We start from the raw sequence: 16,554 nt of genomic DNA, 5'->3' as shown, positions 1-16,554 counted from the left end.
GTCAGGGCACGGGGATGACGTCGAAGACGCGGGTGATGAGATCGTCGGCGGTGAGTTCCTCGCTTTCGGCCTCGTAGCTCAGGATGATTCGGTGACGCAGGACGTCTAGAGCCATCGCCTTGATGTCCTCGGGAATCACGAAGCCGCGGCCGTCGAGAAAAGCGTGCGCCATGGCCGCCCGGATCAGAAAGATGGTGGCCCGGGGGGAGGCGCCGTAATCGATCAGAGCCTTGAGATCCAGGCCGAAGTCGGCCGGCGTGCGGGTGGCGCAGACCAGGTTGACCACGTAGTCCTTCAGCTTTTCATCCACGTAGATGCGGCGGATCGTCTCGCTCGCCTGCAAGATCTGCTCCGGGCTGGCGACGGAACGGACGGGAATCTCCGGAGCGGTGGCCATTCGGTCAAGAATATCGCGTTCCTCCTTCCGGCTGGGGTAGGTGATCCGCAGCTTGAGCATGAAGCGGTCTACCTGGGCCTCGGGCAGCGGGTAGGTCCCCTCCTGTTCAATTGGATTCTGCGTCGCCAGCACCAGGAACGGTTGGGGCAGCGGAAAGGTGGTGTCGCCGATGGTCACCTGCCGCTCCTGCATGGCTTCGAGCAGGGCGCTCTGAACCTTGGCAGGGGCGCGGTTGATCTCGTCGGCCAGAATCAGGTTGGCGAACAGGGGGCCCTGGCGGGGGTGGAATTCACCGGTTTTCGGGTTGAAGACCATGGTGCCGGTAAGATCGGCCGGCAACAGGTCGGGGGTGAACTGAATGCGTTGGAACCGCGAGGCAATGGTGCGCGCCAGCGTCTGCACCGACAGCGTTTTGGCCAACCCCGGGACGCCCTCCAGGAGGATATGCCCGTGAGTGAGCAGGCCCACGAGGAGCCGCTCGACGATATACTCCTGCCCGATGATCACTTTCCGGACCTCGGTCCGGATGTCGTTGAGAAACGCGCTGTCCGCCTGGATCTGTTCGTTGAGCCGCTGGATGTCGACGTTGGCCATACCGCCTCCTGGACGGGGATCGGTCCGCGGATACCGCGGACCGGTACAAATGCCTCCGGGTCTGGTCGCCGGACGGTCCGTCGCTATCATACCCGGAGTGGGGCGGGAGTCAAGATGCACCGGATGATGGAGCCGACGGCTCGGCCATGGTAAGATGACGGTGCACCACCCGCATGCAACTTTATACCGTGATCGGTGCGTCTCATGTAGTGAAACCTGGCAGGAGGTGCTGGCATGATCTTGAAATACCGCCCCACGTTGATCGTGATGCTTGCGCTACTGGTTCTGAGCGTGGCTGTGTCGGCGGCGACCCAGACATTCAAGGTCGGCGACCGGGTGGTGCTTCGCATCAAGACCGTCTCCGGCAACATCAGCGTGACCGGCTGGGAGAAACCCGATGTCAAGGTGGATTCCGTGGTGGTCGGTGATAATGTTACACCCGAAGTCACCCAGCGCGATGGCGAGATCGTGATCCGGGAGATCCACAACAACCCGGGTTTCTTCGGCAGCAGCGGCTCGGTGAACTTCAAGATTTTTGCTCCTGCCGGCGCCATGGTGGACGGGAAGTCCATCTCCGGCTCCGTCACGCTGGAGCGCCTGAACGGGGCGGTGGAATTCAAAACCGTCAGCGGGGAGCTCAGCCTCACGGCGGCCGCGCCGTCCGACGTGGATCTCGCTTCGGTCAGCGGCAACGTCGTCTGTCGGTTGGATAAACGGTACGCCAACTCGCTCGCCATCAGCAACGTCAGCGGCGACATCACGCTGGTGCTCGCCGGCGGCGGGGACGCCTTTTGCCGCCTCAGCACCATCAGCGGGGATCTCACCGTGAAGCAGAAGATGGAAGAATCCGAAACGAAAAAGGGCTACGGTTCCGAAAAGGTCACCGGCCGCCTGGGCCAGGGCAGCGGCAAGATTACACTGAGCACCGTCAGCGGCGACATCGTCCTGCGCTGAAGCGCCCACTCGGCGCACGCGCCCGTCGCGCGCGCCGAGGGCATCCCCTTCCCCGTCCGGACCGCATCCTCTGATTTTCGGGCTGGTTCGTGAAAACGATACCGGCCGGACCGTGCATTTCCGTATAATAACAAAAACGGCGCCGGGAGGAACTCGTGAGACGACTGCTCCTGATTGCCAGTCTGGTTGCTGCGAGCCCGGTCCTGACCGTCGCGGCGGACCTGATCCACATCCCCATGAAGACGTTCACTCTGGAGAACGGGTTGGAGGTCGTCCTGGTGCCTCGCCACGAAACCCCGATCATCCACTCGCTGATCCGCTACAAGGTGGGTTCCGGCAACGAAACCAACGGCATCACCGGGATTTCCCATATGCTCGAGCACATGATGTTCAAGGGCACCAAGGAAATCCAGACGCTGAACTACGAGCTGGAACTCCCGCTGATGGAAAAGCAGGACGAGCTGTTCCGCGAGGTGCTCCGGCTTCGCCGGCTGAAAGTGCTGGGCCGCGCACCCTCGGATTTGGATGACCGGATCGAGGTGCTGCTTCTCAAGATCAAGGGGCTCTCGGCGAGCCAGAAACTGGTGACCATCCAGAACGACCTGGATGTGGCGACGTTCCAGGTGGGCTTCGCCCGGCTGGGCGCTGATACCAGCTTCGACCGGACGCATTACATGGAGTACTTTCCGTCGAACTGCCTCGAGGCGTGGGCGTATTTCGAGTCGGCCAGGATGCGGGAACCTTTCTTCCGGGAGTTCCATTCTGAGCGCGATGTCGTGCTAGAGGAACGCCGGCAAACCACCGAGACCCAGCCGGAAGCCGTCCTGTTCGAAAACTTCCTGGCCGCGGCCTACATGGCCCATCCATACCAGTGGGATGTCATCGGCTGGCGGGCGGATATCGAAAACCTGACCCGCCAGGACATCGTGGACTATCACCGGCTCTACTATGCGCCCAACAACGCCATCCTTGTCCTGGTGGGGGATTTTCAGGCCGATCAGGCTGAAAACCTGATCCGGAGGTATTTCGGCAAGATCCCCCGGCAGGACATCACCAAACCGGTCACCCTGACCGCCGAACCCGTTCAGTTGGGCGAGCGGCGACTCACCATTGTGCAAGATGCCGCTCCCCGGCTTGTGGTCGGCTTCCACCGATGCGCGGTGACGCATCCGGACTACCCGGTGTTTGAAATGATAGACACCCTCCTGAGTCAGGGGCGGACCAGCGTTTTTTACAAGGAGCTGATCCGTACAGGCCTGGCAGCGGATGTCCGAACCGGGGTTTGGGAGATGAAGCGCCACCCGGGCCTTTTCACCGTGACCGCGGTGGCGGGCGACGGGGTAGGACTCCAGCGGCTGGAAACGGCAGTCCTGGACCAGCTCAATCGGCTCAAGGACCAGCCGGTCTCCAGGCGTGAGTTGGAGGAAGCGCGCAGTTTCCTAACGGGCCGTCTGCTGCGGCAGCTGCGCGACGGCGAGGCGTTGGCGGCGGTGCTGGCCGAGGGTCAGGACTTCTTCACGGACCCGTCCGCCTACAACCTGTATCTGAGCCGTCTCCAGAGCATCGACGCCGGCGACATCCAGCGCGTCGCCCGCGAGTGGTTCACGCCCAGCAACCGCACGGTGGCCTGGAGTGGGCCGTCCGCGAATGAAAGGAGCACGAAATGATCGCCCGTTTGCTCATCACCGTGGCAGCCGGCCTGGCCCTGGCGGCCGCAATGCCGGCCGACGAATCCGTCAGCCGCGGCAGTCGGACCATCAGCCGTCTAGCGTCGGTCCCTCTAAACTGGAAATTGCCCTCGGAGGGCAAGGACTTTCAGGTGGTTCGCTCCAAGGCGGGCGTGACGTTCTATTGCCGAAGCGACCGCTCGATCCCGCTGCTGAGCGTCCGCGTCGTGGTGCGAGCCGGAGCGGTGTTCGAAACGGGCTATCCGCCTCAGGTGGCGCGGGTGACCGCCCGGATGCTCCGCGAGAGCGGCAGCGAGGGCATGACGGTGGAGAAACTGGACTCTCTGCTGAACTATTACGCCGGCAATCTGGACATCGACTGCGGCCCGGACCTTGTGACCATCCAGGCAACCATCGGCAGCGACCAGGCCGACATGCTCATCGAAATCATCGCCAAGCTGCTGGCCCGGCCCGCCTTCAATCAGGAGCGGTTTGACTACGTCGTCCAGCGGATCCGGACGGAGGAAGACACCGCGGCGGAGGACCCGTTCTACCTATGCGGCCGTAAATTCCAGCAGCTGCTGTACGCGACTCACCCGTACGGTTACTTGCACTCGGCGGATGGCCTCGAGAAGGTGACGTTGGCCGAGGTCCAGCGCTACTTCGGCGACCACTACGGACCCGCCGGCCTCGCCCTGGTCGTCACCGGCGATTTTGATACCGGCCGCGTGCTCAAGAAGTGGGAGGAATTCTATACGGGACATCCGACCGCACGTGAGATACCGCCTCCATCGCCGCCCGACCCTCAGGACCACCCGGGCGTGTTCCTGCTGCAGAAGAACATCAACCAGTGCTCCATCTATTTCGGCTGCCAGTCGGTGGCGCGGGATCTGTCGGACATCCACCGCATCCACCTGCTCAATCACATGGTGGGCGGCAGCAGTTTCGCCTCCCGATTTACCCAGCAGGTTCGCGACCGGGAGGGTCTGGCCTATCGGGTGGACTCGATCTTCGACACCGACGTACTGGGCCGCCCTGCCTTTGTCGCCCGGTGCCGAACTAAAACCGACACCACTGTCCGGGCGCTGGACGCGATGCTTTGGATCATCGACCTGTTCCGCGACGGCAAGATCGGAGAGACTGAGTTCGAAGCGGGGGTCTCGGGCCTGAAGAACGGCTTTGTCAAGCGGTTCGCCACGGTGGAAGACGTACTGGCCAATTTTCTGATGCTGACCATCCTGAACCGGCCGCGCAGCTACCTCGAGGAGTATCAGGCGCATGCCGGCGCCATCACCCGGGTCCAGCTCCAGGAGACGGCCCGGAGATACCTGAATCCGGACCGCATGACCTTTGTTGTGGTGGGGAACGTCCGGGAGATCGAAGATGGTTTGAAAAAGTTCGGCACGATCTACCGCCTGAGCGAGGCAGCGTCGGCCAGCCGGCCGGATCGGCAGCCGCCGCCGGGGCAGTGAGCGCCGGCGCGTTGGAGCGCGGCGACCCTGCTGCCGGCTGCACCTGCGCAACAACCCGCATACCACAGGATTCCACATGGCATCATTGCAACGCAGTCTCTTTGGACCGGCCGAACGCGAGGTCGTGTTCGACCTGGAGACCCAGCGCAGTTTCCAAGAAGTCGGCGGCAAGCAGAACATCCATCAACTCAAACTGTCGCTGGCGGTCCTGTACGATTACTCCACCGGCGAGTTTACCACTTTCCGCGAAGCGGATGCGGGCCGGCTGGTGGATGAGCTGCTCGCCGCCACTCGGGTGATCGGGTTCAATATTAAGATCTTTGACTACGCGGTCCTGCGGGGGTATCGGTCGGATGTGGACTTCCGCCAACTCGGCGCCAGGAAGACCCTGGACCTGCTGGAAAAAATCGCCCAGCAGTGGGGCTTTCGCGTGAGCCTGGACAGCATCGCCAAAGCCACGCTGGGCCGGGGAAAATCCGGTCAGGGGCTGGACGCGCTGCGCTGGTACAAGGAGGGGCGCTTCGATTTGATTGAGCGCTATTGCCGGGACGATGTGGACATCACCCGTCAGGTGTTCGAATACGGCCGGGATCACGGGCACCTGAAATATCTGGATCGCTTCGGCGAGATCCGCACATCACCGGTGGACTGGAACCGCTAGGGTGGCGGCGGCATCGGTTTCCAAGCGGAACCGGCCGATGGCGAAACTCAATCGATGGAGGAACGCATGCAGCAGGGCGAGGTGATCGACACCCGGATTGAAGAGCTGGGCACACCCGGCATCGAGTCGAGGATTCGCTACCGGCACTTTGTCGAGGAGACGGACCGCGTCCTCCTGGATCTGTCGCTGGACCACTTCCGTCGCTGCCTGGCGCAGGGCACGGAGCCAATCAGCTTCGAGCCTGCCGGCCCTCGGCGTAGGACATATTTCGACCCCTCCAAACTGAAAGCGGCCGTGGTTACCTGCGGCGGACTGTGTCCCGGCCTCAACGACGTGATCCGGGCGGTGGTCAACGAGCTGCACTACATCTACGGGGTCCGGACCATCTACGGCGTTAAATATGGGCTGCAGGGCTTCATTCCCGACTACGGGCACGACCTGCTGGAGCTGACGCCCGACACGGTGGCCGACATTCATTCGCAGGGAGGGACGGTCTTGGGATCGTCGCGCGGCCAGCAGGACGTCGGTGCGATCTGTGACTGTCTGGACCGAATGAACATCCGCCTGCTGTTCATGATCGGGGGGGACGGCACCCTCAAGGCGGCACAGCGGATCTATCAGGAGATCACCGACCGCCAGCTCAAGATCGCGCTGGTTGGCATTCCCAAGACCATCGACAACGACATTCACTTGGTGGAGAAAACGTTCGGCTTCGATTCGGCGGTGGAGGAGGCGGCCAAGGTCATCCAGTGCGCCCACGTTGAGGCCAAAGGAGCACCTTACGGAATCGGCCTGGTCAAGGTGATGGGCCGATGCTCGGGGTTCATCGCCGCGGCCGCCACGCTGGCGTTGAAGGAGGTGAACTACTGCCTGGTACCCGAAGTTGATTTTGACCTCGACGGGCCCGCCGGCCTGCTGGCGGTGCTGCGGGACCGCCTCCTCGCCCGGCGCCACGCCGTGATCGTGACGGCCGAAGGCGCCGGTCAGAAGTTCTTCGGTGAAGCGGGCGGCTTCGATGTAGACGGCAATCCCCATATGGGCGATATTGGAACGTTCCTCCGCGACCGCATCAACGCCCACTTTGCGACCACCAGCCCGCCGATCTCGCTGAAATACATCGATCCGAGCTACCAGATCCGCAGCGTGCCGGCTAACAGCAGCGATCACACCTTCTGCGGCTTCCTGGCCCAGAACGCGGTCCATGCCGGCATGGCCGGAAAAACCGGTTTGGTGGTGGGGTCGTGGCATAACCAGTTCGTGCACGTGCCCATGCGGGAAGTCATCCGCAAGCGACGCTTCCTGGATCCCCGCGGCAGCATCTGGCTGGCCGTGATGGAATCCACCGGGCAACCCTCCCTGAAAAACGAGTAGCTTACCCGCGGTCGGCGGCCCGCCGCTCCGGTGTTGACCCGGCGTGGACAATGGTCACGGCTGCGGCCGGCCGAGTTTCCGATTGACAAACAAACGCTTTAACATTAAAGTAATAAACGAATTACACGCGCGCGAGGCCGATTCATGCTGCTGAAAATCAACCCGCACCAGCCCCAGCTCCGGCACATCCAGAGCGCCGCGGAAATCCTACGGGGTGGCGGCGTGATCGCCTATCCCACCGACAGCGTGTACGCCATCGGTTGCTCCATCCTGGACAAGAAGGCCATCAACCAGCTGTATCGCATCAAGGACGAGGACCGCCACAAACCGATGAGCTTCATCTGCGACAGCATCCGGATGGCCAGCCAGTACGCCATCATCAGCAATTTCGCTTACCGGATCATGCGGCGCGTTGCGCCCGGTCCTTACACGTTCATCCTGGAAGCCAACAACATCGTGCCCAAGATCATGCTCACCAAACGGCACACGGTGGGCATCCGCATCCCGAAGAATGAGATCTGCCTCGCTTTGACCGAACAGCTGGAGAACCCTATCATCTCCACGTCGCTGCATCCCCATTACGGGGAAAACATGCAGGATCCCAACGAGATTCACGATCGCCTGAAGGGGGTGATCGATCTGGTGATCGACGGCGGGGAGATCTACGCCGAGCCGTCCACGGTGATCGATCTGACCGGGCCGTCCCCCGAAGTGGTGCGCGAGGGGGCCGGCGACATCTCGTTTCTGGCCTGATGCCGGCCGCCTGGCGCGCGACAGCCCGGACGGAGTCCGACGGGGGAACCGCATGAACATCACGACCAAGAGCCGATATGGACTACGGGCGGTGCTGGACATCGCCTGCCATCAGGAAGGCGACCACCAGCGGGCCGTCCGTCGGAAAGACATCGGGGCACGCGAGGGCTTTTCCCAGGACTATCTGGAGCAGATTCTCATCCGGTTGCGCGAAGCGAAGATCGTTCAAGCCTTGCGGGGACCCGGCGGCGGGTACCGCCTGGCCCGGCCCCCGGATCAAATCACCGTCTGGGAGGTCATGGCCGCCTCCGAAGACCGGCTGGAATTTGTCCCGTGTCTGGAACTGGATGAGCCGCAGTGTGGCCGCCATACCCATTGCTCGGCCCGGCAGGTGTGGCAGCGGCTGAATCGTATTGTCCAGATGGAGATGAAGGCCATCACGGTCGCCGATGTTCTTGCGGGCCGTATCAAACCCGACGCAATCAACCTCGACAACAAGCCGTCAGTAAAATCCGCCTCTCGATAACGATTCGGGCCGGACATGCCGGCCTTTCTTCCTTTAGAGCACGATCGAAAGACAACCGCCGCACGCGGCTCAGAGGAACTTGCGCGACGACCGGCCCCGGCGCAGCTCTCCCAGGTGGTCCCGAATCCGCTGAATCATCCGGACCAGCACCAATCGGTCCTCTCGGTTCACCGCCAGCACGAGCAAAGCGGCAACGTAGCTGAGGCTGAAGATGGTCACCTCGAGCGCAAGCTCCAGCGGGATCGATGCCGTCAGCGGCGCCCGGCGCATCCAGTACAGGTACAGCGCGGCCGGAACCGCCGCCAGCGTGACGGACAAAACGCGAGGCGAGACGGGAAAGAAGCCGTACAGTAAATACACTTCCATGGCCATCGCCAGCCGGTACGCCAGCCAGGTGCCGGAGATGATCCACGCCATGGCCAGGGCACCGAACTGGGGCACCAGCGCCAGCGCCGCCGCCAGATTCAGGCTGGATGCAGCCAGCGTGTTGATCAGCATCAGGCGGGAGTGACCGCCCATGGACAGCGTTGCTTCGGCGGGCCCCAGGCCGGCGACCAGCAGGGGGCCGAGCGACAGGACGGCAATGTAGAGGGAACCCGGAACGAACTGGGGGCCCAGGATGGCCAGACACAGATCGGCCCGCAGGATGAGAAACAGATAGCATGGCAGGGCCAAGCCCAGTGTCCACCGGCCCACCTCCCGGTAGAGATTCCAGGAGTCGCCGAGCCGGTTGTCCGCGAGCAGCGCGGCGATGCGGGGGGTGGTGGGCGCCGCGAAGGCGCGCGGGATGACTTCGGGGATCAGCACGACCTTCAGCGCCAGCGAAAAGAGCCCCACCACCGAGTTGTCGGCATAGACGCCCAGCAAGATGATGTCGACCCAGGTGAGCACGTTGGCCATGATCATGGGACCCACGAGGGGAAGCGAGAACAGCAGCAGCCGCTGTCGGTCGATGACTTCGGTCGGGGCCGGAGGCACCCGCCGCAGGAGTCGGTAGAACAGGAGCCCGGCGAGGGCGGCGCAGGCGACCATGGCCAGAGTGAATCCGCCCAGCGCCGCGCCGAGGCCGCAGCCCAGCGCGAACAGCCCGGTGAAGAAGACCAGCTTCAGAAACGGCTCGCAGAAATACTTGACGACGGCCGTGTGCCGCACCACCCGGAGAGCCAGCGACATCTGCACCAGGAGGCCGCAGACGGCGGTGGCCGGGATGGCGATCCCGACGAGCCACAGAGTCCAAGCCAGACCGGTTTCGTGGAGCAACAAGACGGCCAGCGGGCGGGCGAACACGACGAGCAACGCGCCGAATCCGATCGCCGCGGTGGCGCTCACCGTCAGGGCGAACCGGAACGTGCCGCGCAACCGTCCCCATTGGCTGTGTTCATAGAGGACACTTCCGTCGCGGACCACGCCTTGCGAAAGCCCCGCCAGCGAGAGTGTCGAGAAAATGTGAGTGAGGGAGACGCCGATGTTATAAACGCCGAAATTGGCCAGTCCGATCAGCTTCGGAACCAGGACGGCAAAGACGAAACCGAGCAGCTTGTCGATGAATTCGAACACCAAGGTGAATGCGGCGCCCTTGGCGACGCCGGGGAGCTGCTCGGCGTTCAGGTCTGGCGGCTGGGACATCACTTCTTCTTTTTCTTGTGCTGGTCCTTTCGCGCCTTGCGCTCCGACTTGCGTTTGTTCTTGAGTTTCTTCCAGTCGTCGCCGCTCAGCGACTTGGTGGCGAATTCCGGCTGGAACTTCTTCTTGAAGGGATTCTTCAGACCGGCCAGGAGGCTTTCCGTGTCCAGGTCGGTTTCTTCGGCCATCATCTGGCGCATCTGCATCATCTGATCGAGCTTCTTCAGGCCCGGGATGCGGCCAAGCCAACTCGTGGACTGGCCCATCTGGGCAAACAGTTTGCGCATGCTCTGAAACTGGGCGATCAAATTGCGCACGTCGTGCGGCTTGTAACCCGAGCCGCGGGCGATGCGGGCCGCCCGGCTCTGGTTGATGATTTGGGGACGCTGCCGCTCCTGCGGAGTCATGGAGCCGATGATCGCCTCCATCTTGTTCAGCTCGCCCTCGTCCATCTGGACGCCGTTGGGGAACGCGTCAGACATGCCGGGAACGCGCTCCATCACTTCGTTGAGCGGTCCCATCTTGCGGATGGTCTTGATCTGGTCCACGAAGTCTTTGAGGCTGAACTCGCCCTGCAGAATCCGGACGGCATCCTCCTCGGCCTGCTTCTGGTCCACGACGTCCTGAAAATCGCGCACTAGGCCGACGATGTCGCCGAAACCCAGTATCCGCGAGGCGAAGCCTTCCGGCCGGAATTCCTCAAGCCGGTCCAGCTGCTCGCCGACGCCGACGAATTTGATGGGCTTGCCGGTGACTTCCTTGACCGACAGGATAGCGCCGCCGCGAGTGTCGCCATCAAGCTTCGTCATGATGAAGCCGTCGACGTTCAGCCGCTGGTTGAACGCATCGGACATCCGCACCGCATCCTGTCCGATCATGGCGTCGCACACCAACAGGATGTTGTCGGGACGCGTCTCGCGCTTGATGTCCTCGAGTTCGCGCATCAGGTTTTCGTCAATAGCCAGGCGGCCGGCGGTGTCCAGGATCACGGTGTCGCGCCCGGTCTTGACCGCTTCCTGGACCGCTTCCTTGCAAATCAGCACAGGGCTGAGGCCGTCGCGGATGAACACGCTCGCGCCCAACTGTTCGCCGAGCACCCGCAGCTGCTCCACGGCGGCGGGGCGGTAAACGTCGGCGGCCACCAGCATCGGGTTACGGCCCTGGCGCTGCAGCAGGCGGGCCAGCTTGGCCGCGGAGGTGGTTTTACCGGAGCCCTGCAAGCCCACCAGCATGACCACCGCCGGTCCGCTGGTGCGGAAGCGCAGGGAGGTGTCCACCGGTCCGAGCAGGCCGATGAGTTCATCCTCGCAAATCTTGACAAAGACGTCGGCGGGCGAGACTTTCATTTTCTGGTCTTGGAAAGACACCCGCGTTTGGACAATCTCGCCCACGGCTTTCTCTTTAACCTGGGCGAGGAATTTGCGGACCACAGGCAGGGCTACGTCCGCCTCAAGCAGCGAGCGCCGGACGTCGCCGAGCACGTCGTCGATCTTTTCTTCGGACAGAGTCTCGAGCCCCTGCAGCCGCTGGCGGAGGGTTCGGAATCCCTGGGTCAAGCTTTCCAACATGGTGCCACAGCCCTCCTGCGAATCGAATGGCCATTGTAATACATTTCGCCTGCCAGGGGGAATGGGTTACAATAAATGTCCCATTTTCCCCGATTGAGGTGCCCATGAAGCTCCCGGCCGACCTGATCCGTCTCCTGCCGAAGACGGATGTGCATTTGCACCTGGACGGTTCCCTCCGGCCCGAGACGCTGATTGACCTGGCCCGCCAGCACCGGGTGCAATTGCCGTCGGACACGGTGGACGGCCTGTTCGAGCAGGTGTTCAAGGAAAAGTACGCCAGCCTGACCGAATACCTGCACGGTTTTCAGTACACCGTCGCGGTGCTGCAGAATCCCGAGTCACTGGAACGGGTGGCCTACGAGCTGATGGAGGATAACATCCTCGAAGGGGTTCGCTACATCGAGGTGCGCTTCGCCCCCCACCTGCACGTGCATCCCGGCCTCGGTTTCCAGGAGGTGCTCCAGGCGGTAGACCGGGGGCTGGCGCGGGCGGCCGCCCACTACAACAGCCGGAGCGAGGGCGTCCGGAGCGGCCGGGAGCCGCGCTTCGCCTACGGCATCATCGCCTGTGCCATGCGCAAGTTCGAACCGGTCTATTCGGAGTTCTACCGCCGGTTCTTTGAGCTGCACAGCTACTCGCCGCCCAAGCAGGTGTTCCAGCTCGCGGCGGTGGAGCTGGCGCGGGCGGTGGTGGACATCCGCGACCGCTGCGGCGTGCCGATTGTTGGTTTCGACCTGGCCGGCGACGAGTTCGGCTACCCGGCGGTGGACTTCAAGGATGCCTACGATTTCGTCCACCGGAACTTCATGAAAAAGACGGTCCACGCAGGCGAGGCCTATGGCCCGGAGAGCATCTTCCAGGCCATCACCGAGTGCCACGCCGACCGGATCGGTCACGGCAGCTTCCTGTTCAGCGATGACATGATCCGCTCGCCGGAGATCGCCGACCGGCGGGATTATGTGAACCGGCTCAGCCAGTACATCGCCGACCGGCGGATCACCATCGAAGTCTGCCTCTCGAGCAACCTGCAGACAAACCCCCAGATCCACAACCTGGCGGAACACTCCTTTGGACAAATGCGGGCGAGCAACCTGAGCTGCACCCTGTGCACCGACAACCGCCTGGTCTCCCGGACCACCATGTGCCGGGAGCTGGGCCTGGCCCTGGAACACTTTCCCATCACGGCGAAGGAGCTCAAGGATCTGCTGGTCTATGGTTTCAAGCGGAGTTTCTATCCAGGGCCCTACGAGGAGAAACGCCGCTACGTCCGCTCCGTGATCAACTATTACGAAGAGTTGCAGCGGCAGCATCTGCCCGAGACGCTGGGCGGCGGCGAAGTATGACGCTTCTTGCCCCGCCGGCGGATGGGCGATCCGCCTGACGCTCCGGAGAGCTCAGGCCCGTACCGGTGCATCCATCAGCTTCAGGCCGACGATTCCGGCGGCGATCAGGAGAATGAAGAACCCGCGACCCAATCCCACGGGCTCGCCGAAGAGGATCGCCCCGGCGGCCACGGCACCCACGGCGCCGATGCCGGTCCAGATGGCATAGGCGGTGCCGAGAGGAATCTGCCGGGCGGCGAGCGACAGGAAGAACAGGCTGAGCAGCCCCACCACCACGGTAATGACACTGGGAACGGGACGGCTGAATCCGACGCTGTACTTGAGGGCCACCGCCCAGGTGATCTCGCAGCCGCCGGCGATGAGCAGGTAGATCCAGGCCATGGCGCCCTCCCCTAGCAGCGGCCGGCCCGCACTTCGGCCAGTGCCGGGTCCAGGCTGGTGATGACGCAGTCGATGTCTGCGGCGGTTACGTCGTGGTGAATGACAAAACGCACCCGACCGCCCTCCGGCGGGTAGGTCAGAATGCCGCGACGGCGCAGTGCCGCGACGAATCGCGCTTCGGGCTCCGCGCCGCAACCGGTCCGGAAACGGACGAACACCATGTTGATGTCCACCCGGTCCGGAGCCAGCTCCAACTCCGGCCGCGCGGCCAAGGCCGCCGCCAGCCGCTGCGCCTGGCGGTGATCGTCGGACAGCCGCGGTACCATCTCCGTCAGCGCCACGATGCCGGCGGCGGCGAGGATCCCCGCTTGGCGCATGCCGCCACCCATGAGCTTGCGCATCTTGCGGGCGCGGTGGATGAAATCGGCGTCGCCCGCCACTATGGAACCCACCGGAGCGGCCAGCCCCTTGGACAGGCAAAACATGACTGAGTCGGCCAGGCGGGCGATCGCCGCAGCCGGCACGCCAAGGCTGGCGGCGGCGTTGAAGATCCGGGCTCCGTCCAGGTGCACGGGGATGCCGAGGCGACGGGCATTCTCGTGGATCTCCGCCATTTCCTCGAGGGGCTGGACGGTGCCGTCCCAGACGGCGTTTTCCAGTGCGATGAGCCCGGTGTCCGGGAAGTGGATGTCGTCGCCCCGCCGGATGCGCGGCTCGATCTCCGCCCAGGTGATGGCGCTCCCCCGCGGCCAGATGGTCCGCAGCTGCACGGCGGAGAGCACCGCGGCGCCGCCCACCTCGTGCTGGACGATGTGTCCCAGCTCCGACACAATCACCTCATGGCCGGGCCGGCAGTGGGTCATGATGCACACCTGGTTGCCGAAAGTGCCGCTGGGGACAAACAGTGCCGCCTCCCGGCCCGTCATTTCCGCGGCCAGCGCTTCCAGCCGGTGGATGGTGGGGTCCTCGCCGATGACATCGTCGCCCACTTCGGCCGTAAACATGGCCTGCCGCATGGCCGGCGTCGGCCGGGTCACGGTGTCGGACCGCAGGTCGATGAACCGCTCCGTCATGATGCCTCCTCGAAAAACTGGTTGCGTAACAGGCTATTTCAGCACAGTTGGGCATGGATCGCCACCCCCAACCGATGTGGCGTGCTGATGGGCAAAGATGATGGCGGAAAGTGCCGAGGATTAGTCTGTCAGCGTGCCGCGGATCACCGTGACCGCCTGCCCGCTCAGCTTGACGCGGTCGCCGGCCACCCGAACCCGGACCACACCGCCCCGTGTCGAGGCCTGAAAACCGGTCATGGCGTCCTTGCCCAGGCGAGCCCGCCAGAAGGGCGCCAGACAGCAATGGGCCGAGCCCGTGACCGGATCTTCGTTCACGCCCACCGCCGGGGCGAAAAACCGGGACACGAAGTCGAAGCGTGGGTCATCGGCGGCCGCGGTGACGGTCACGCCTCGAACGGGCAGCCGGCGCAGCGCGGCAAAGTCGGGCTGGGCAGCCCAGACAGCGTCTTCATTCTCCAGGAGGACCACCAGATCGTCCACATTCCGCCCCGCATAGGCGACTCGGACGCCCAACGCTTCCTCGAGGCCGTCCGGCGGCTCCACGGGATTCTCCGTGCGGGCGGGAAAGTCCAGCTCGATCCAGTCACCGTCGGAGCGGGCGGTGAGGAGTCCGCTCCGGGTGTGGAAGCGGAGCTCCCGTGCCGGGTCGGCGTACCCTTCCGTCCACAGGATGTGCGCACTGGCCAGGGTGGCGTGTCCACACAGGTTCACCTCCACCGTGGGTGTGAACCAGCGCAGGCGAAAGCCGTCTGTCGCAGGCAGCAGGAAGGCGGTCTCGGACAGGTTCATCTCCTGTGCCACGGCTTGAAGCCATGTGTCGGGCCGGCCGGTTTTCAGCGGACAGACACCGGCCGGATTGCCGGCAAAGGGCTCGGCGGTGAACGCATCGGCCTGGTAAATGGGTTGGGTCATGTCTGTTACCTTGTGAGAAAGTCACTCATGCCCGGGCGTCGACCGAAGCGGTTTCTGCAACGGGTGCGGCGGCCAGGGAGTCGCGGATCACCCGTGCCAGCCGCTGGATACCTTCGCAGATCCGCTCCTCCGGCATGTTGGAGAAGTTGAGTCGGATTGTATGCTCGTGGCCGCCGTTGGGGAAGAACGCCCCCCCCGGAACAAAGGCCACATTTTCGGCTAGGCTGGCCGTCAACAGATCGCGGGCGTTGAGTTGCTCCGGCAGCTCCACCCACAGGAACAGGCCGCCCTGGGGTCGGGTGTAGCGGACGCCCGGCGGGAAAGCCCGGTCCATCGCTTTCAACATGACGGCGCAGCGGCGGCGGTAAAGGGTGCGGATCTGCTGGATGTGGGCGTCGAAGTCGTATCGGTCTAGGTAGAGCTGCAACAATCGCTGGGGCAAAGTGGAGGTGTGCAGGTCGGCGCCCTGCTTCACCAGCACGTATTTCTCTACCCACTCCTTGGGTCCGGCCACCCAGCCCAGCCGTAAGCCCGGACAGAAGGTCTTCGAGAACGTGCCGAGATAGATCACCTGCCCCCGCTCGTCCATGGACTGTATCGCCGGCAGCGGCGAGCCGTCAAAGGTGAGCTCGGCGTACGGACTGTCTTCGATCACGACTACCGGGTGACGGGCCGCCGCCTCGAGCAGCGCCCGCCGCCGCGCCGTGGGCCAGCGGCGACCGGTGGGATTCTGGAAATCGGGGACGACATAGATCACTCGGGCGCGCGGCTCAGCGGCGAGGCGTCGTTCCAGCTCCTCGATGATCATGCCGCCATCGTCGGTGGGCACCTCGACGAAGCGGGGTTGGAAAACGCAAAACGCCTGGATGGCCCCGATGTAGGTGGGGCTCTCGCACAAGACCACGTCACCGGCGTCTAGGAAGATCTTGCCGGTGAGGTCGAGACCTTGCTGGGAGCCGGTGGTAACGAGCACCTCGCCGGCGGTGCGGCAGGTTCCCTGCACCCGGTTCATCCGGGCGGCGATGATCTCGCGCAAACGCGGATCGCCTTCGGTGGAGGAATACTGGAGCACCCGGCCCCCCTCGAGCTCCAGAACGGACACCGCTGCCGCCTCGATTTCACGGACGGGGAACAGCTCTGGCGCCGGCAGACCGCCGGCGAACGAGATGACCTCGGGTCGCGCGGTGAACTTCAGGAGCTCCCGGATCTCCGAAGCCCTGATGCCGTTCATGCGTTCGGCCAGTGGTGTCAACATGGTG

General features: G+C 63.7%; 15 protein-coding genes. 8 read left to right on the top strand and 7 right to left on the bottom strand.

Annotated features, from left to right (window positions below; all coding sequences use genetic code 11):
* Nucleotide 1 precedes the first annotated feature (1 nt).
* Entirely contained in the window at nucleotides 2-991 is a 990-nt protein-coding gene (locus GX414_03615) for a MoxR family ATPase (GenBank protein NLI46172.1), read from the bottom strand.
* Between the two features lie 234 nt (nucleotides 992-1,225).
* Between GX414_03615 and GX414_03610 the strand changes: the two genes are divergently transcribed.
* The 7 genes from GX414_03610 (at nucleotide 1,226) to GX414_03580 (ending at nucleotide 8,395) form a co-directional block, all read left to right on the top strand.
* The gene (locus GX414_03610; GenBank protein NLI46171.1) at nucleotides 1,226-1,945 is read left to right on the top strand and encodes a DUF4097 domain-containing protein; all 720 of its coding nucleotides are present in this window, start codon (nucleotides 1,226-1,228) and stop codon (nucleotides 1,943-1,945) included.
* A 155-nt stretch (nucleotides 1,946-2,100) separates the two neighbouring features.
* Nucleotides 2,101-3,612, top strand: coding sequence for an insulinase family protein (locus tag GX414_03605; protein NLI46170.1), 1,512 nt, complete (start codon nucleotides 2,101-2,103; stop codon nucleotides 3,610-3,612).
* Complete coding sequence (locus tag GX414_03600) at nucleotides 3,609-5,084, top strand: insulinase family protein (protein ID NLI46169.1); 1,476 nt, start codon at nucleotides 3,609-3,611, stop codon at nucleotides 5,082-5,084. Before GX414_03605 ends, GX414_03600 begins: the two co-directional genes overlap by 4 nt.
* A gap of 76 nt (nucleotides 5,085-5,160) precedes the next feature.
* Nucleotides 5,161-5,745, top strand: coding sequence for a helicase (locus GX414_03595; GenBank protein ID NLI46168.1), 585 nt, complete (start codon nucleotides 5,161-5,163; stop codon nucleotides 5,743-5,745).
* Nucleotides 5,746-5,799: 54 nt separating this feature from the next.
* Nucleotides 5,800-7,116, top strand: coding sequence for an ATP-dependent 6-phosphofructokinase (locus GX414_03590; protein NLI46167.1), 1,317 nt, complete (start codon nucleotides 5,800-5,802; stop codon nucleotides 7,114-7,116).
* A 144-nt stretch (nucleotides 7,117-7,260) separates the two neighbouring features.
* Nucleotides 7,261-7,869: a threonylcarbamoyl-AMP synthase gene (locus GX414_03585; GenBank protein NLI46166.1), complete on the top strand. Its 609-nt coding sequence runs from the start codon at nucleotides 7,261-7,263 to the stop codon at nucleotides 7,867-7,869.
* Nucleotides 7,870-7,921: 52 nt separating this feature from the next.
* Nucleotides 7,922-8,395 (top strand): Rrf2 family transcriptional regulator, encoded by a 474-nt coding sequence (locus tag GX414_03580; GenBank protein ID NLI46165.1) that lies wholly within the window; start codon nucleotides 7,922-7,924, stop codon nucleotides 8,393-8,395.
* A gap of 69 nt (nucleotides 8,396-8,464) precedes the next feature.
* Here GX414_03580 and GX414_03575 read toward each other — a convergent pair whose 3' ends face one another.
* Nucleotides 8,465-10,021, bottom strand: a complete 1,557-nt coding sequence (locus GX414_03575) for an oligosaccharide flippase family protein (GenBank protein NLI46164.1) — start codon at nucleotides 10,019-10,021, stop codon at nucleotides 8,465-8,467.
* Entirely contained in the window at nucleotides 10,021-11,586 is a 1,566-nt protein-coding gene (gene ffh, locus GX414_03570; GenBank protein NLI46163.1) for a signal recognition particle protein, read from the bottom strand. Before ffh ends, GX414_03575 begins: the two co-directional genes overlap by 1 nt.
* 98 nt (nucleotides 11,587-11,684) lie before the next feature.
* Here ffh and GX414_03565 point away from each other — a divergent pair, with 98 nt between their 5' ends.
* Nucleotides 11,685-12,929, top strand: a complete 1,245-nt coding sequence (locus GX414_03565; protein ID NLI46162.1) for an adenosine deaminase family protein — start codon at nucleotides 11,685-11,687, stop codon at nucleotides 12,927-12,929.
* Nucleotides 12,930-12,980: 51 nt separating this feature from the next.
* Here GX414_03565 and GX414_03560 read toward each other — a convergent pair whose 3' ends face one another.
* From GX414_03560 to GX414_03545, 4 genes are all read right to left on the bottom strand, one after another.
* Nucleotides 12,981-13,310: a multidrug efflux SMR transporter gene (locus GX414_03560; protein ID NLI46161.1), complete on the bottom strand. Its 330-nt coding sequence runs from the start codon at nucleotides 13,308-13,310 to the stop codon at nucleotides 12,981-12,983.
* Between the two features lie 11 nt (nucleotides 13,311-13,321).
* The gene (locus GX414_03555; protein ID NLI46160.1) at nucleotides 13,322-14,383 is read right to left on the bottom strand and encodes a threonine aldolase; all 1,062 of its coding nucleotides are present in this window, start codon (nucleotides 14,381-14,383) and stop codon (nucleotides 13,322-13,324) included.
* Between the two features lie 120 nt (nucleotides 14,384-14,503).
* Nucleotides 14,504-15,295 (bottom strand): PhzF family phenazine biosynthesis protein, encoded by a 792-nt coding sequence (locus GX414_03550; protein NLI46159.1) that lies wholly within the window; start codon nucleotides 15,293-15,295, stop codon nucleotides 14,504-14,506.
* A 25-nt stretch (nucleotides 15,296-15,320) separates the two neighbouring features.
* Complete coding sequence (locus tag GX414_03545) at nucleotides 15,321-16,550, bottom strand: PLP-dependent aminotransferase family protein (GenBank protein NLI46158.1); 1,230 nt, start codon at nucleotides 16,548-16,550, stop codon at nucleotides 15,321-15,323.
* Nucleotides 16,551-16,554: the final 4 nt, after the last annotated feature.

Source organism: Acidobacteriota bacterium (genome assembly GCA_012517875.1).
Taxonomy (GTDB): Bacteria; Acidobacteriota; JAAYUB01; order JAAYUB01; family JAAYUB01; genus JAAYUB01.
This window is presented reverse-complemented; position numbering and strand designations above follow the sequence as displayed.

Bases quoted from the DNA above. Each gene is read 5' to 3' on its own strand.
- GX414_03545 (NLI46158.1), bottom strand. From the start codon at position 16,550: ATGTTGACACCACTGGCCGAACGCATGAACGGCATCAGGGCTTCGGAG.
- GX414_03575 (NLI46164.1), bottom strand. From the start codon at position 10,021: ATGTCCCAGCCGCCAGACCTGAACGCCGAGCAGCTCCCCGGCGTCGCC.
- GX414_03610 (NLI46171.1), top strand. From the start codon at position 1,226: ATGATCTTGAAATACCGCCCCACGTTGATCGTGATGCTTGCGCTACTG.
- GX414_03560 (NLI46161.1), bottom strand. From the start codon at position 13,310: ATGGCCTGGATCTACCTGCTCATCGCCGGCGGCTGCGAGATCACCTGG.
- GX414_03600 (NLI46169.1), top strand. From the start codon at position 3,609: ATGATCGCCCGTTTGCTCATCACCGTGGCAGCCGGCCTGGCCCTGGCG.
- GX414_03595 (NLI46168.1), top strand. From the start codon at position 5,161: ATGGCATCATTGCAACGCAGTCTCTTTGGACCGGCCGAACGCGAGGTC.
- ffh (NLI46163.1), bottom strand. From the start codon at position 11,586: ATGTTGGAAAGCTTGACCCAGGGATTCCGAACCCTCCGCCAGCGGCTG.
- GX414_03615 (NLI46172.1), bottom strand. From the start codon at position 991: ATGGCCAACGTCGACATCCAGCGGCTCAACGAACAGATCCAGGCGGAC.
- GX414_03555 (NLI46160.1), bottom strand. From the start codon at position 14,383: ATGACGGAGCGGTTCATCGACCTGCGGTCCGACACCGTGACCCGGCCG.
- GX414_03580 (NLI46165.1), top strand. From the start codon at position 7,922: ATGAACATCACGACCAAGAGCCGATATGGACTACGGGCGGTGCTGGAC.
- GX414_03550 (NLI46159.1), bottom strand. From the start codon at position 15,295: ATGACCCAACCCATTTACCAGGCCGATGCGTTCACCGCCGAGCCCTTT.
- GX414_03590 (NLI46167.1), top strand. From the start codon at position 5,800: ATGGAGGAACGCATGCAGCAGGGCGAGGTGATCGACACCCGGATTGAA.
- GX414_03585 (NLI46166.1), top strand. From the start codon at position 7,261: ATGCTGCTGAAAATCAACCCGCACCAGCCCCAGCTCCGGCACATCCAG.